The 13,740-nt window shown below is 63.5% G+C and carries 13 protein-coding genes and 1 tRNA gene; 13 read left to right on the top strand and 1 reads right to left on the bottom strand.

The annotated features are described in order from the left end of the window. Positions 1-22: 22 nt before the first annotated feature. Positions 23-400: a VTT domain-containing protein gene (locus tag ASC86_RS06175; protein WP_244477542.1), complete on the top strand. Its 378-nt coding sequence runs from the start codon at positions 23-25 to the stop codon at positions 398-400. 3 nt (positions 401-403) lie between these two features. On the opposite strand, the gene ASC86_RS26490 is transcribed toward ASC86_RS06175, so the two are convergent. Continuing rightward, positions 404-820, bottom strand: coding sequence for a BA14K family protein (locus ASC86_RS26490; RefSeq protein ID WP_056317532.1), 417 nt, complete (start codon positions 818-820; stop codon positions 404-406). Positions 821-1,041: 221 nt separating this feature from the next. Between ASC86_RS26490 and ASC86_RS06165 the strand changes: the two genes are divergently transcribed. From ASC86_RS06165 to ASC86_RS06110, 12 genes are all read left to right on the top strand, one after another. Continuing rightward, complete coding sequence (locus ASC86_RS06165; protein ID WP_200943783.1) at positions 1,042-2,463, top strand: phosphomannomutase; 1,422 nt, start codon at positions 1,042-1,044, stop codon at positions 2,461-2,463. Between the two features lie 133 nt (positions 2,464-2,596). Further along, positions 2,597-2,683: transfer RNA gene (locus tag ASC86_RS06160), tRNA-Leu, on the top strand. A gap of 142 nt (positions 2,684-2,825) precedes the next feature. Next, a complete protein-coding gene (locus ASC86_RS06155; protein WP_056317524.1) occupies positions 2,826-3,725 on the top strand; it encodes a hypothetical protein in 900 nt (299 codons plus the stop codon). A gap of 76 nt (positions 3,726-3,801) precedes the next feature. Further along, positions 3,802-4,467: a DUF2161 family putative PD-(D/E)XK-type phosphodiesterase gene (locus ASC86_RS06150; protein WP_056317522.1), complete on the top strand. Its 666-nt coding sequence runs from the start codon at positions 3,802-3,804 to the stop codon at positions 4,465-4,467. Positions 4,468-4,588: 121 nt separating this feature from the next. Further along, complete coding sequence (locus ASC86_RS06145) at positions 4,589-6,121, top strand: acyl-CoA carboxylase subunit beta (protein WP_056317517.1); 1,533 nt, start codon at positions 4,589-4,591, stop codon at positions 6,119-6,121. A 189-nt stretch (positions 6,122-6,310) separates the two neighbouring features. Beyond that, entirely contained in the window at positions 6,311-7,219 is a 909-nt protein-coding gene (gene yghU, locus ASC86_RS06140) for a glutathione-dependent disulfide-bond oxidoreductase (RefSeq protein ID WP_056317514.1), read from the top strand. Positions 7,220-7,231: 12 nt separating this feature from the next. After that, the gene (locus tag ASC86_RS06135; RefSeq protein WP_056317511.1) at positions 7,232-7,609 is read left to right on the top strand and encodes a hypothetical protein; all 378 of its coding nucleotides are present in this window, start codon (positions 7,232-7,234) and stop codon (positions 7,607-7,609) included. A 48-nt stretch (positions 7,610-7,657) separates the two neighbouring features. Next, complete coding sequence (locus ASC86_RS06130) at positions 7,658-9,661, top strand: acetyl/propionyl/methylcrotonyl-CoA carboxylase subunit alpha (protein WP_056317507.1); 2,004 nt, start codon at positions 7,658-7,660, stop codon at positions 9,659-9,661. Between the two features lie 618 nt (positions 9,662-10,279). Next, positions 10,280-12,418 carry a methylmalonyl-CoA mutase gene (gene scpA / locus ASC86_RS06125; RefSeq protein ID WP_056318351.1) on the top strand — a complete coding sequence of 713 codons (2,139 nt, stop codon included), beginning with the start codon at positions 10,280-10,282 and terminating at the stop codon, positions 12,416-12,418. Positions 12,419-12,584: 166 nt separating this feature from the next. Further along, a complete protein-coding gene (locus ASC86_RS06120) occupies positions 12,585-12,773 on the top strand; it encodes a hypothetical protein (RefSeq protein WP_056317504.1) in 189 nt (62 codons plus the stop codon). Between the two features lie 82 nt (positions 12,774-12,855). After that, positions 12,856-13,071, top strand: a complete 216-nt coding sequence (locus ASC86_RS06115; protein ID WP_056317501.1) for a hypothetical protein — start codon at positions 12,856-12,858, stop codon at positions 13,069-13,071. Between the two features lie 71 nt (positions 13,072-13,142). Continuing rightward, positions 13,143-13,565: a helix-turn-helix domain-containing protein gene (locus ASC86_RS06110; protein WP_200943772.1), complete on the top strand. Its 423-nt coding sequence runs from the start codon at positions 13,143-13,145 to the stop codon at positions 13,563-13,565. Positions 13,566-13,740: the final 175 nt, after the last annotated feature.

Below are 13,740 nucleotides of genomic sequence, written 5' to 3'. Positions count from 1 at the left end.
CGCCTTCATCTCGGCAACGCTGCTGTTCGGTCTTTCGGAGGCCGCAGTCGTCGCTGCCGCTCTTGCCGGCGAAGTCCCACCCGTTGCCCTGTTCCTTGCGGCGACGCTGGGCAACGTTCTCGGCGCCGTCGTCAATTTCGCGCTCGGCCGTTTCCTGGTCCGCTTCGAGGATCGCCGCTGGTTCCCGGTCGGGCCGAAAAATCGCGCCCGCGCCGAAGCGCTTTTCGGCCGTTACGGCCGCCCGGTGCTGCTGTTTTCGTTCCTGCCGGTCATCGGCGATCCGCTGACGCTGGTCGCGGGCTTGCTGCGCACGCCCTTTGCCGTCTTTCTCGCCTATGTGACGATCGGCAAGGCCGCGCGTTATGCGCTTCTGCTCTGGGGTTCCAGCCTCGTCACGTGACCGTCAGCGATAGGGCGATTGGCAGTATTTATAGATGCCGCCATAGGTCAGGAACTGGTTGGTGCGCGGATTGTAGGAGCGGTAGCGCGCCAGGCACCATTCCACATGTAGGTTTCCCGTCTGCCGGTAGTAGGGCTGCGGCGTCACATAGACGCTGACGCCCGGCCGATAATAGGGCCGGTAGTAGGGTCGATAAGAATAGTACGGCGTCGAATAGGGCCGGTATGGCCGATAGGGGCGATATTCGTAAGGGCGATACGGCCGATAGCCCGTGCCGTTCCAGCCGCGGTAATCGATGGTCTGCACCGGGCTTGCCACCGTCAGGCCCGATGTGGCGAGCGGCATGGCCCCGGCTGACGGCGTGGCAATGGAAAGCGCGCCGAGCGCCAATCCGAAAACGAGAGTGCGAAGTCCCGACATGGTTTCCTCCTGTCGAAAGCGCAACGTCGGCATTTACGATAAACCTTCCCGCAGCCCATGGCTACCGACGCCGGCGAAGGCTGCTTGTGAGACGCGCGAGACCCCGGCTTTATTCCGGCAGTGGGCGGCTTGCATTCGCCGCCCTTGTCCGCCCATAGTCCGGCTCGATTATATTGTGTGTCATTTTTTGTCGTTTCTTCAAGAGGACTACATTCTTGAGCCTGAAATTCGGAACCAGCGGCCTGCGCGGTCTTTCGGTCGATCTCGACGGTCCGACCGCCGCCATCTACGCCACCGCCTTTGCCCGTTACCTCATGGCTTCCGGCCTGGCGAAGACCGGCGACAGCATCATGATCGGCCGCGATTTTCGCGCCTCGAGCCCGTCGATTTCGGCGATCTGTGCGGGCGCGCTCAGCCGCGCCGGCTTTTCCGTCGTCGATTGCGGCACGGTGCCGACCCCCGCCCTTGCCCTCTACGCAGGCCGGAACAAGGCCGCTGCCCTGATGGTCACCGGTTCCCATATCCCGGCTGACCGCAACGGCATCAAGTTCTACCGCCCCGACGGCGAGATCGCCAAGGCGGATGAAGAGGCGATCGGGGCAGAAGCTGCCCGCCTGATGGCGGACGCCGCCTCCATCGACGCCACACCCGGCACCGCGGAAGATGGCAGGGCGGCCGCCGAGGCGGAATTTCTCGCCCGCAACACGGCGCTGCTTCCTCCCGGCGCCCTGAAGGGCCTGCGCGTCGGCGTTTATCAGCATAGCACGGTGGCGCGCGATCTCTTCGTCGATGTTCTTTCCCATTATGGCGCCGACATCGTCCCGCTCGGCCGTTCCGTCGATTTCATCCCCGTCGATACCGAAGCCGTCTCCCCCGCCACCGTCGAAAGCCTGAAAGGCTGGGCGCGCGAACACCAGCTTGACGCCATCGTCTCCGCCGATGGCGACGGCGACCGGCCGCTGGTCGCCGATGAAACCGGCCTGCCCCTGCGCGGTGATCTGCTTGGCCTCATCGCCGCCCGCTACCTTGGTGCGTCGATTGCCGTGACCCCGGTCACCTCCAATTCCGGGCTGGAGCGCTACCTGCCTGTCCTGCGCACCCGCGTCGGCTCGCCCTATGTCATCGCCGGCATGGAGGAGGCCGTCGCAGCCGGCAAAAAGGCCGTTGTCGGTTTCGAAGCCAATGGCGGTACGCTGCTTGCGACCGATCTCACCCTCAACGGAACGATGCTCACGGCGCTTCCGACCCGCGACAGTTTCCTGCCGGCACTCGCCGTGCTGGCGCTTGCCAGCGGCAAGGGCCTGTCTCTCTCGGCACTTGCGGCAAGCTACGCGCTCCCGGTCGCTCTGGCCGACCGCATCGAAAATTTCCCGACCGAAACCAGCGCCGCGCTGATGGCCGAGCTGCGTTCGGCGCCTGAAAATCTCGCCGCCTTCCTCGATGGCATCGGCCGGCCCGAGAGCACCAGCGATATCGACGGCCTGCGGGTGACGCTTGCCGATGGCAGCGTCATCCATTTCCGGCCCTCCGGCAACGCGCCGGAAATGCGCTGTTATGTCGAAGCGGAGGGCGAAGCAGCTGCGGAGTCGCTGCTGGCGGAGGGCTTGAAACGGATCAGCGCTTTTGGCCAGCGCCGCGGATAAGTTGCCGGCCGGAAATGTTGACGAAGATTTTGTTTTGAAAACAGCGGTTTGAAAGTTTTTTTGATGCCGCTGACACAAATCCGAAAAAACCCTGTTGACACCTGCCGCCCATCCCCTTACATCCCAGCCCGTCGCCCAGATGGCGGAATTGGTAGACGCGCCAGCTTCAGGTGCTGGTACCCGAAAGGGTGTGGAGGTTCGAGTCCTCTTCTGGGCACCATTCCATTTTTCAGCATTGTTAATGCTGATCTTTTTCCGAACATTCTTTCCAAGACGTCGTCCCCTCGGGGGCGTGGAAAGAATGGGTTCGGGCTTTTCCGGGATGAGCGTGTGGATCGCAAACCCTTCCATCGGGAAACGCCATGATGCCGGCCGCCGCGGCAAATCCTGACCCGTCTCGGCCGCAGCCGGCATACGATCTCGCCAGCCTGTTTCTGTTGCCGAATCTGGAAGAGACCCTGACCCGAATCGGGCGCGAACTTACCGGTATTCACGACGAAACGCCTCGGGTCGTCCATTACGTCTCCGATCTCCGTCGCTGGCTGATCACCCAGGCCGCCCTGTCCTTCTATTTCGACCGCTTGACCGGTGCCGATCCGGGCGGTCTCACGGTCTCGCGGCTGTTGAAGCTCGAGCCCTTGAAGCGCTACGCCAGCCGCAACACCATTTCCGCCCATTTTCTGCAGATGCGGCGTTTCCACATTTTCACCGTCGAGGCGCCGGGCGATCTGCGCACCCGTCCGCTCATTCCCGGCGATGATGCCCTGCGGCTGATCCGCGCCTGGCTGGACGGGCATCTCGCGGCGCTCGACAGCCTCGATGGCGGCAGCCGGCTTGCGGTTTCGCAGGCGCATCCGGCACTTCTCCACCACGCCCAGCCACGCATCGCCCGCGCCCTGCTCGATGACGAAAGCTGGTCCGATCCGCCGGAAAGCGTCGCCATCTTCACGCTGTCGGGCATGGGCAGCAACCTGCTGCACGATCTGGTGGCCCGCGTCTCCTTCCCGCATGAAGGAGGGCCGTGTTGCCCGATCGGCCCCTTGCGCCCCCGCAGCCTCGTTGCCCGTTACGGCGTCTCCCGCAGCCAGGTCATCCGCCTTCTCGCCCGCGCCCAGCAGGTCGGCGATATCGGCTGGAGCGAGCCACCCTATGGCGGCGATGCCTGGATTTCCAAGCGCCTCGCCGATGCCTATCTCAACTGGCAGGCGGTCAAGCTCGCCACCATCTCCCGCGCCTTCGTCGAGGCTCAGGCCCTGCTTTGATCTTGCCTAACGGAACCGATTCCGGTCATTTGCCTCCCGGCGACCATCATCCGAATCGTCGTGAAGGAAAGACGGTTTGGAAACCGAACTCTATCAGCCCATCAAACGGTTTCTCGAAGAGGCCGGCTTTACGGTGAAAGGCGAAATCGGCGGCTGCGATATCGTCGGCCTCAGCGCCGATGATCCTCCCGTCGTCGTCATTTGTGAACTGAAACTCTCCTTCAACCTCGAACTGGTGCTGCAGGCGGTCGATCGTGCGGCCGCCAGCGACGAGGTCTGGATTGCCGCCCGCGTCTCGGCAAAAGGCAAGGGCCGCGAGCGCGACCGCCGTTTCCGCGATCTCTGCCGCCGCCTCGGCTTCGGCATGCTCGGCGTTTCCGATCTGGGCACGGTCGATATTCTCGTCAGTCCCGAGAGCCCACAGCCGCGCAAGAACCCGAAACGCCGTTCCCGCCTCGTTGCTGAGCACAAACGCCGCCGTGGCGATCCGACCCTGGGCGGCGCGACGCGCAAGCCGGTCATGACCGCCTATCGCCAGCGCACCCTCGATATGGCCCGCCTGCTTGAGGCCGGCCCCTTGCGCCCGCGCGACCTGAAGGCTGTCGCCCCCGATGCCGCGGCCATCCTGCTGCGTAATGTCTACGGCTGGTTCGACCGGCTGGACCGCGGCATCTATGGCCTCAACGATGCCGGCCGCGAAGCGATCGCCCGCTGGCCTGAACCGAACGCCGCTCCGTCGTGAGGTGAAGGCCGGATTGGCCATTGCAGGGGCCGAAGCATCCGGGCCGTGTTGCAAGCACTTGCAACATCGGAGGATTTTCTTCAAACCTTGTTCCGGGCCGGCATCGGTCAAGGGAGGTCACATGCGCCACATCATCGAAACCGTGGAAGCACGCCGCGCCGAAGCGCGTCTCGGCGGCGGCCAGAAGCGCATCGACGCCCAGCACGGCAAGGGCAAGCTGACGGCGCGCGAGCGCATCGAGGTGCTGCTCGACGAAGGCTCCTTCGAAGAATACGACATGTACGTCACCCACCGCGCGGTCGATTTCGGCATGGCTGAGCAGAAGATCGCCGGCGACGGCGTCGTCACCGGCTGGGGCACGATCAACGGTCGCCAGGTTTATGTCTTCTCCCAGGATTTCACCGTGCTCGGCGGCTCGCTGTCGGAAACCCATGCCCAGAAGATCTGCAAGATCATGGACATGGCGGTGCGCAACGGCGCCCCGGTCATCGGCCTCAACGATTCGGGCGGCGCCCGCATTCAGGAGGGCGTGGCCTCGCTCGCCGGCTATGCCGAGGTCTTCCGCCGGAATGCCGAGGCCTCCGGCGTCATCCCGCAGATATCCGTCATCATGGGGCCTTGCGCCGGCGGTGCCGTCTATTCGCCGGCCATGACCGACTTCATCTTCATGGTGCGCGATACTTCCTACATGTTCGTCACCGGCCCTGATGTGGTGAAGACCGTCACCAACGAGATCGTCACGGCGGAAGAACTGGGCGGCGCCGGCACCCACACGAAGAAATCCTCGGTCGCCGACGCGGCCTATGAAAACGACATCGAGACGCTGGAACAGGTGCGCCTGCTCTTCGATTTCCTGCCGCTCAACAACCGCGAAAAGCCGCCCGTCCGTCCCTTCCACGACGATCCCGCCCGGCTCGAAGCCCGCCTCGACAGCCTGATCCCGGAAAGCTCCACCAAGCCCTACGACATGAAGGAACTGATCCTGGCGATCGCCGACGAGGGCGATTTCTTCGAGCTGCAGGAAGCCTATGCGAAGAATATCATCACCGGCTTCATCCGGCTCGAAGGCCAGACGGTCGGCGTCGTCGCCAACCAACCGATGGTGCTCGCCGGCTGCCTCGATATCGACAGTTCCCGCAAGGCCGCCCGCTTCGTCCGCTTCTGCGATGCCTTCTCGATCCCGATCCTGACGCTGGTCGATGTGCCGGGCTTCCTGCCGGGCGTGGCGCAGGAATATGGCGGCGTCATCAAGCACGGGGCCAAGCTGCTGTTTGCCTATTCCGAAGCGACGGTGCCGATGGTGACGCTGATTACGCGAAAAGCATATGGCGGCGCCTACGACGTTATGGCCTCCAAGCATATCGGCGCCGATGTCAACTACGCCTGGCCATCAGCCGAAATTGCCGTCATGGGCGCCAAGGGCGCTACCGAAATCCTCTACCGTTCCGAACTCGGCGATCCGGAAAAGATCGCCGCCCGCCAGAGCGAATACGAGGAGCGTTTCGCCAATCCCTTCGTCGCCGCCGAACGCGGCTTCATCGACGAGGTGATCATGCCGCATTCCTCGCGCCGCCGCATCGCCCGCGCTTTCGCCTCGCTCAGAAACAAGCAGGTCACTACCCACTGGAAGAAACACGACACGATCCCGCTCTGAGGCACTCGAAGTCATCCTCGGGTCAAGCCCGAGGATGACGAAAGAAGGCCTGATGGCGTGAAGAGAATGACGACGAAAACAAAACAGGCGGAAAGCGGCCGGCAGCACTGGTGAAAAGCCCGCTCCGCTTCCCATATGCCTGAAGTGCTCTCCTCCCGAGCACGTGTTCACGAATAAGGATAGATTTTCATGACCGACAAATCCCCCGCCGATAATTTCCCCGCCGGTTACGAGCCCTCCAAGGTCTGGACCTGGGAAGCCGGCAATGGCGGCGCCTTCGCCAATATCAACCGTCCCATCGCCGGTGCGACCCAGGAAAAAGCCCTGCCGGTCGGCAAGCATCCGCTGCAACTCTATTCGCTGGCGACGCCGAACGGCGTCAAGGTCGGGATCATGCTGGAAGAACTGCTGGCCGCCGGCCATGCGGAAGCCGAATACGATGCTTGGCCGATCCGCATCGGCGATGGTGACCAGTTTGGTTCCGGCTTCGTCGACGTCAATCCGAACTCGAAAATCCCGGCGCTGATGGATCACGCGCCGAAGGGCGGCGGTGCGCCGGTCCGCGTCTTCGAATCCGCCTCGATCCTGCTCTATCTCGCCGAAAAATTCGGCGCCTTCCTGCCGAACGATCTGCGCGCCCGCACCGAAACCTTCAACTGGCTGTTCTGGCAGATGGGCTCGGCCCCCTTCCTTGGCGGCGGCTTCGGTCATTTCTATGCCTATGCGCCGATCAAGATCAAATACGCCATCGATCGCTACGCCATGGAGGTAAAGCGCCAGTTCGACGTGCTCGACCGTCATCTGGCCGATAACCAGTTCATGGCCGGCGCCGAGTACACCATCGCCGACATGGCGATCTGGCCCTGGTATGGCGCGCTTGCGCTCAATCAGGCCTATGGCGACGCCGGCACCTTCCTCGATGTGCAGAGCTACAAGCACGTCCAGCGCTGGACGGCCGAAATCGCCGCCCGCCCGGCGGTCAAGCGCGGCCGTATGGTCAACCGCCTCAGCGGCGATCCGTCCGAGCAGCTGCATGAACGCCACGACGCCTCCGACTTCGATACGAAGACGCAGGACAAGATCGGCCCGAAGGCTTAAAGGAGACCGGGGATGGCAAACCTGCCCGACATGACCAAACACCGCGGATTTCCGGGCGGCATGCCGGGCACGGGCATCCAGTTCACCATCCGTCGCGCCAACCCCAAAGGTGTCACGCCGCTGAAGCCCCTGCCGCGCAAGGCGCGGCCGGGCACGAAGGAGCATCGCATCGATGCCGCCTTCCTGCATGCCCTCTGGCATCATTTCGGGGCGGAGCCCTTCGAGCGCGGCAATCTCGATGCCGCCCGCCTCAGCCTCCTCTTCGGCCGCGAAGTCGTCGCCGCGGACAAGAATTTCGATCCCTTGTCCTATGAGGCGATGCTGGTCATCGACGAGCGCGTGGCCCGGCAGAATTTCCCTGAAGCCTTCGATGACGTGTTCGAGGTGTGACGGAAGGCCCGGCTTTCCACATAAAGAAATTCAGGGAGGGGCCTGCTGATGTTCAAGAAAATCCTGATAGCCAACCGCGGCGAGATCGCCTGCCGGGTCATTCGCACCGCGAAGAAGATGGGCATTGCGACGGTGGCCGTCTATTCGGATGCCGACCGCGACGCGCTGCATGTGCGCGAGGCTGACGAGGCCGTGCATATCGGCCCGGCGCCGTCCTCCCAGTCCTATATCGTCATCGACAACATCCTGAAGGCGATCCGTCAGACCGGCGCCGATGCAGTGCATCCCGGCTATGGCTTCCTCTCCGAAAACGCCGCCTTCGCCGCCGCGCTTGAGAAGGAAGGCGTCGCCTTCATCGGTCCCCCGGTCGGTGCGATCGAGGCGATGGGCGACAAGATCACGTCGAAGAAGATTGCGGCCAAAGCCGGCGTCTCCACCGTGCCCGGCCATATGGGCCTGATCGAGGATGCCGACGAAGCGGTGAAGATCGCCTCGTCGATTGGCTATCCCGTGATGATCAAGGCGTCTGCCGGCGGCGGCGGCAAGGGCATGCGCATCGCCTGGAACGACACCGAGGCGCGTGAAGGCTTCCAGTCCTCGAAGAACGAGGCGAAAGCCTCCTTCGGTGACGACCGCATCTTCATCGAAAAGTTCGTGACCCAGCCGCGCCATATCGAAATCCAGGTGCTGGGGGACAAGCACGGCACCACGCTCTATCTCGGCGAGCGCGAATGCTCGATCCAGCGGCGAAACCAGAAGGTCATCGAAGAAGCCCCGTCCCCCTTCCTCGACCCCGCAACCCGCAAGGCGATGGGCGAACAGGCCGTCGCGCTTGCGAAAGCGGTCGGTTACCATTCCGCCGGCACGGTCGAGTTCATCGTCGATGGCGACCGCAACTTCTACTTCCTCGAAATGAACACCCGCCTGCAGGTCGAGCATCCGGTGACGGAACTGATCACCGGCATCGATCTCGTCGAGCAGATGATCCGTATCGCCGCCGGCGAGAAACTTGCCTTGCAGCAGGGCGACGTGAAACTCGACGGCTGGGCGATCGAAAGCCGGCTCTATGCGGAAGACCCATTCCGCAACTTCCTGCCCTCGATCGGCCGCCTGACGCGCTACCGCCCGCCGGTGGAGGGCAAGGCCGCCGACGGTTCCATCGTGCGCAACGACACCGGCGTTTTCGAGGGCGGCGAAATCTCGATGTATTACGATCCCATGGTCGCCAAGCTCTGCGCCTGGGCGCCGGATCGCCTCTCGGCCATCAAGGCTATGGCCCGTGCGCTCGATGACTTCGAAGTCGAGGGCATCGGCCACAACCTGCCGTTCCTCTCGGCGGTCATGCAGCAGCAGAGGTTTCGCGAGGGCCGGCTCACCACCGCCTATATCGCCGAGGAATTCCCGGACGGTTTCCATGGCGTCGAGCCGGATCAGGCCTCCGCCCGCGTGCTCGCCGCCGTCGCGACGCTGGTCAATCAGGTGCTGCAGGAGCGGGCGGTGCAGATTTCCGGTACCATCGGCAACCACCGCCGCGTGGTCGCCAAGGACTGGGTGGTGCGCTTCGGTGACACCGAGCTTACTGTGACGCTGGAAACTGGCATGGAAGGCGTCAGCCTCCGCTTTGCCGATGGCACTGTGCTGTCCACCGCCGGCAGCTTCGTGCCGGGCGCCACCCATGCGCGCTTCACCATTGGCGGCGAGCCGATCGGTGTTAAGATCGATCTTGTCGGCTCGGCCATCCGCCTGCGCTGGCGCGGCATGGATGTGCGCGCCCATGTCCGCTCGCCCCGCACCGCTGCCCTTGCCCTGATAATGCCGAAGAAGCTGCCGCCCGATACCTCTAAGATGCTACTCTGCCCGATGCCGGGCGTCGTCACGACGATTGCTGTGTCCGAAGGCGAGACCGTCGAGGCCGGTCAGGCATTGGCGACGGTGGAGGCCATGAAGATGGAAAACATCCTGCGCGCCGAACGCCGCGGCACGGTGAAGCGCGTCGCTGTCAAGGCGGGCGAAAGCCTTGCGGTGGACGAACTGATCATGGAGTTCGACTGATGTTTGCGGGGACGCCGCCGCTTGCGCGATCGTCCCCTCTCCCCGCGTGCGGGGAGAGGGCTAGGGTGAGGGGCAATCCGTCCTCTGCCCGCAGACTGCAGTTCATGGAAAAGGTGGAAAGGATCGCTTGCTCCCAATCTCCCCCCTTGAGCGGGAGATGTCCCGAAGGGGCAGAGGGGGGTGAAGCCCCAACCGCAAAATTCTCCATCCCCGAAAACCCCCGCCCCGCATCCCCATGCCATCATTCCCCCGTCCCGTTATCGGCTACACCGCGAGGCGTCGCGGCGAGGCGGGGCTGGCGCCGGAGGCTGGAGAGGGACGTAAGCTTCTTCCTTCGGGGTCGGCAGAAAATGTTCCCCTTCTGCGGACGCCCGGATCTCCGGTGTCTCGCCGCAGGCGTGCCTGTGAGGCACACAACGCTCTTCGCAGGAAGAGAAGCAGAGGGAGCGGAGTTGCCGGCAAAAACCGCAAAACGGGGCGCTTCCGGGCGTCATATTTTCATTCTTGTTCGCGGCACCTGGAAGCGCCCCGGCCGAGACCCGAAAGACCTGCAGAACCACGGCGGCTTCCCGCGCGTGGATGAAGCCGTTTGTATCGCCGACCGAAAAGGAACAAGCCATGTCCGATAAAACCATCGCCGACTGGCAGGCCCTTGCCGAAAAGGAACTGAAGCGCCCGGCAGACGATCTCGTCTGGAACACCCCGGAAGGCATCGCCGTCAAGCCGGTCTATACCGCCGACGATCTCGCCTCCGTCGATCACCTCGGCTCGCTGCCCGGTTTTGCCCCCTTCACCCGCGGCCCGCGCGCGACGATGTATGCCGGCCGCCCCTGGACGATCCGCCAGTATGCCGGCTTCTCCACGGCCGAGGCGTCGAATGCCTTCTACCGCAAGGCGCTTGCGGCGGGACAGCAGGGCGTCTCCGTCGCCTTCGATCTCGCCACCCATCGCGGCTATGACAGCGACCATCCGCGCGTCGTCGGCGATGTCGGCAAGGCCGGCGTGGCGATCGACTCGGTCGAAGACATGAAGATCCTGTTCGACGGCATCCCGCTCGAAAAGATCTCGGTTTCCATGACCATGAACGGCGCCGTCATCCCGATCCTGGCGAATTTCATCGTCGCGGGCGAAGAGCAGGGCGTCCCCCGCGCCGCCCTTTCCGGCACCATCCAGAACGACATCCTCAAGGAGTTCATGGTCCGCAACACCTACATCTACCCGCCGGAACCCTCGATGCGCATCGTTGCCGATATCATCGAATATACGGCAAAGGAGATGCCGAAGTTCAACTCCATCTCGATCTCCGGCTATCACATGCAGGAGGCCGGCGCGACGCTGGTGCAGGAACTGGCCTTCACGCTCGCCGACGGCCGCGAATATGTCCGCGCCGCCATCGCCAAGGGCCTCAATGTCGATGACTTCGCCGGCCGCCTGTCGTTCTTCTTCGCCATCGGCATGAACTTCTTCATGGAAGCCGCGAAGCTCCGCGCCGCCCGTCTTCTCTGGACACGGATCATGGAGGAGTTCGCGCCGAAAAAGGCCTCGTCGCTGATGCTCAGGACCCACTGCCAGACCTCCGGCGTCTCGCTGCAGGAACAGGACCCCTATAACAACATCGTCCGCACCGCCTTCGAGGCGATGTCGGCGGCACTCGGCGGCACCCAGTCGCTGCACACCAATTCCTTCGATGAGGCCATCGCGCTGCCGACGGAGTTTTCCGCCCGCATCGCCCGCAACACCCAGCTTATCCTTCAGCATGAGACCGGCGTGACCAAGGTCGTCGATCCCTTGGCCGGCTCCTATTACGTCGAAAGCCTGACATCCGAGCTTGCGGAAAAGGCCTGGGCGCTGATCGAGGAGGTCGAAGCGCTCGGCGGTATGACCAAGGCCGTGGCCGACGGCCTGCCGAAACGCCTGATCGAGGAAGCCGCCACCCGCCGGCAGGCAGCCGTCGACCGTGGTGAGGAGGTCATCGTCGGCGTCAACAAATACCGGCTGGAAACCGAAGACGATCTCGACATTCTCGATATCGACAATGCCGCCGTGCGCACCGCCCAGATCCGCCGCATCGAGGAAACCCGCCGTCGCCGCAGCCCGGCCGAGGTCGAGGCGGCACTCGCAGCCCTTTCCGAAGTCGCCCGCACCGGCAAGGGCAACATCCTCGAAGCCGCCGTCACGGCCGCCCGCGCCCGCGCCACCGTCGGCGAAATCTCCGATGCCATGCGCGCCGTCTTCGGCGATCATGCGGCCGTGCCGGAAGTGGTGGGCGATATCTATGGCGAAGCCTATGCCGGCGATCCCGAACTCCAGACGCTGACCACCCGTCTTGCCGACGTCTCCCGCACCATCGGCCGCAAGCCGAAGATCATGGTCGCCAAGCTCGGCCAGGACGGCCATGACCGCGGCGCCAAGATCATCGCGTCTGCTTTCGGCGACATGGGCTTCGACGTGCTCGCCGGCCCGCTGTTCCAGACGCCGGAAGAAGCCGCCGATCTGGCGCTTGCGGCCAAGGTCCATGTCCTCGGCGTCTCCTCGCTCGCCGCCGGCCACAAGACGCTTCTGCCGCAGCTGGTGGACGCCTTGAAAGCCAAGGGCGGCGGCGATGTCATCGTCGTCTGCGGCGGCGTCGTGCCGCGGCAGGACTACCAGTTCCTGCTCGATCACGGCGTTGCCGCCGTCTTCGGCCCCGGCACCAATGTCATGGATGCCGGACGCGCCGTGCTCGACCTGCTGGAAGGACGCCTCAGGAACGATTGAGGAAGGAAGAAACCCATAAAGTCACTCCCTAGAAATAGTAGTACAGAAACACAGAAAATGCCGCATCCTATGGGTGTGCTCAGTGATTCGCCCCAATTGGTCGCGTTCAGGTCGGATAGAAGAGCCGGACGGTGTCGCTAAATGATTTAGCTGGGGGGCAAGCGCAATGCAGAAGCGCGATGAAGTCGAAAATTGGGCAGTTCACAGGGCGCAGCAGATCGTGATGCGGGAAGGCATGGACCTCGTGCTTTCGGCGCGGGATCTCGATCCGACGATCATCCGCATTCGCGGCAAACAGCTCGCCATGGCCATCGCCACGTCGCTGGTCGAGGCCTCAGCCGTGCACGCGGAGTAATCGTCTCCCCCTAAATCTTATAATTGTCATTGCCGCCGCCGTGGCTACACTCGGCCCGTCAAAGCAACGGGGGCGGTGGCAGATGTCTTTCCTTTCGGATATGGCGCTCACGCAGAGCGAGATCGACGTCGTCTACAACGCGCTGGAAGAATGGTGCCGCAAGACGGATGTGGCGCTCGACAGCCCCGATGGACGCGACGTGGCGACCGTGATGCTCGGCCTTTACAAGACGGGGCACGACACCAGTTCCGCTATCCTGACGGCCATGCACAAGGTCAACGGGCTGGAGCCCGCCTGATCGGCCAGATACTTGTATGGTGAAAGCCGAATTTCTATATTCGGCCCATGCAGCGCAAGAATTTCGATGAAATGACCTGCCCCATCGCCCGCACCCTCGACCGGGTCGGGGAGTGGTGGAGCATTCTCATCCTGAGGGACGCCTTCTTCGGCCGCACCCGTTTCGACGAGTTCCAGAAGAGCACCGGCATCGCGCCCAATATCCTCACCCGCCGGCTGAAATCGCTGGTGGAAGCCGGCCTCCTCGAAAAGCGCCCCTACCAGCAGCGCCCGGTTCGCTACGAATATTTGCTGACCGAAATGGGCCGCAACACCCAGCCGCTGCTGATCGCACTCTCCGATTTCGGCAACCGCTATTTCGCCGACCGCGGTGTCACCATGCAGGTGAGGGACATCGCCACTGGTGATGTCGCAACCCCGGTCTACATCGACGAGAAAACCGGCAAGACCATCGATCCCGAGACCTTTTCCATCCGCTCCGTCCGTCAGCACTGATACGTCACGGACGGTTGCAGCCTTACGCCCTTAATCCTCCCCGCGGGAAGCAGCGGGTGTAAAATCCGCAGACGATATCACTGCGGAGGTTTCGATGCGCCTTCTGTCCCCTGTTTTCGACAGGCCCGTCTTCCTTTTCCCGGCAGGAAGGATGGCAGGGCATCGGTGCGTAAAC

This window comes from Rhizobium sp. Root1212 (assembly GCF_001424985.1).
GTDB lineage: Bacteria > Pseudomonadota > Alphaproteobacteria > Rhizobiales > Rhizobiaceae > Pararhizobium.
The sequence above is the reverse complement of the archived record's forward strand: the minus strand, read 5'-3'. Positions and strand labels throughout refer to the sequence as shown.

What these genes read in the sequence shown, in the direction of transcription:
- scpA (WP_056318351.1), top strand. Translation starts at nt 10,280, where the DNA reads ATGTCCGATAAAACCATCGCCGACTGGCAGGCCCTTGCCGAAAAGGAA.
- ASC86_RS26490 (WP_056317532.1), bottom strand. Translation starts at nt 820, where the DNA reads ATGTCGGGACTTCGCACTCTCGTTTTCGGATTGGCGCTCGGCGCGCTT.
- ASC86_RS06155 (WP_056317524.1), top strand. Translation starts at nt 2,826, where the DNA reads ATGATGCCGGCCGCCGCGGCAAATCCTGACCCGTCTCGGCCGCAGCCG.
- ASC86_RS06120 (WP_056317504.1), top strand. Translation starts at nt 12,585, where the DNA reads ATGCAGAAGCGCGATGAAGTCGAAAATTGGGCAGTTCACAGGGCGCAG.
- yghU (WP_056317514.1), top strand. Translation starts at nt 6,311, where the DNA reads ATGACCGACAAATCCCCCGCCGATAATTTCCCCGCCGGTTACGAGCCC.
- ASC86_RS06115 (WP_056317501.1), top strand. Translation starts at nt 12,856, where the DNA reads ATGTCTTTCCTTTCGGATATGGCGCTCACGCAGAGCGAGATCGACGTC.
- ASC86_RS06145 (WP_056317517.1), top strand. Translation starts at nt 4,589, where the DNA reads ATGCGCCACATCATCGAAACCGTGGAAGCACGCCGCGCCGAAGCGCGT.
- ASC86_RS06135 (WP_056317511.1), top strand. Translation starts at nt 7,232, where the DNA reads ATGGCAAACCTGCCCGACATGACCAAACACCGCGGATTTCCGGGCGGC.
- ASC86_RS06110 (WP_200943772.1), top strand. Translation starts at nt 13,143, where the DNA reads ATGACCTGCCCCATCGCCCGCACCCTCGACCGGGTCGGGGAGTGGTGG.
- ASC86_RS06130 (WP_056317507.1), top strand. Translation starts at nt 7,658, where the DNA reads ATGTTCAAGAAAATCCTGATAGCCAACCGCGGCGAGATCGCCTGCCGG.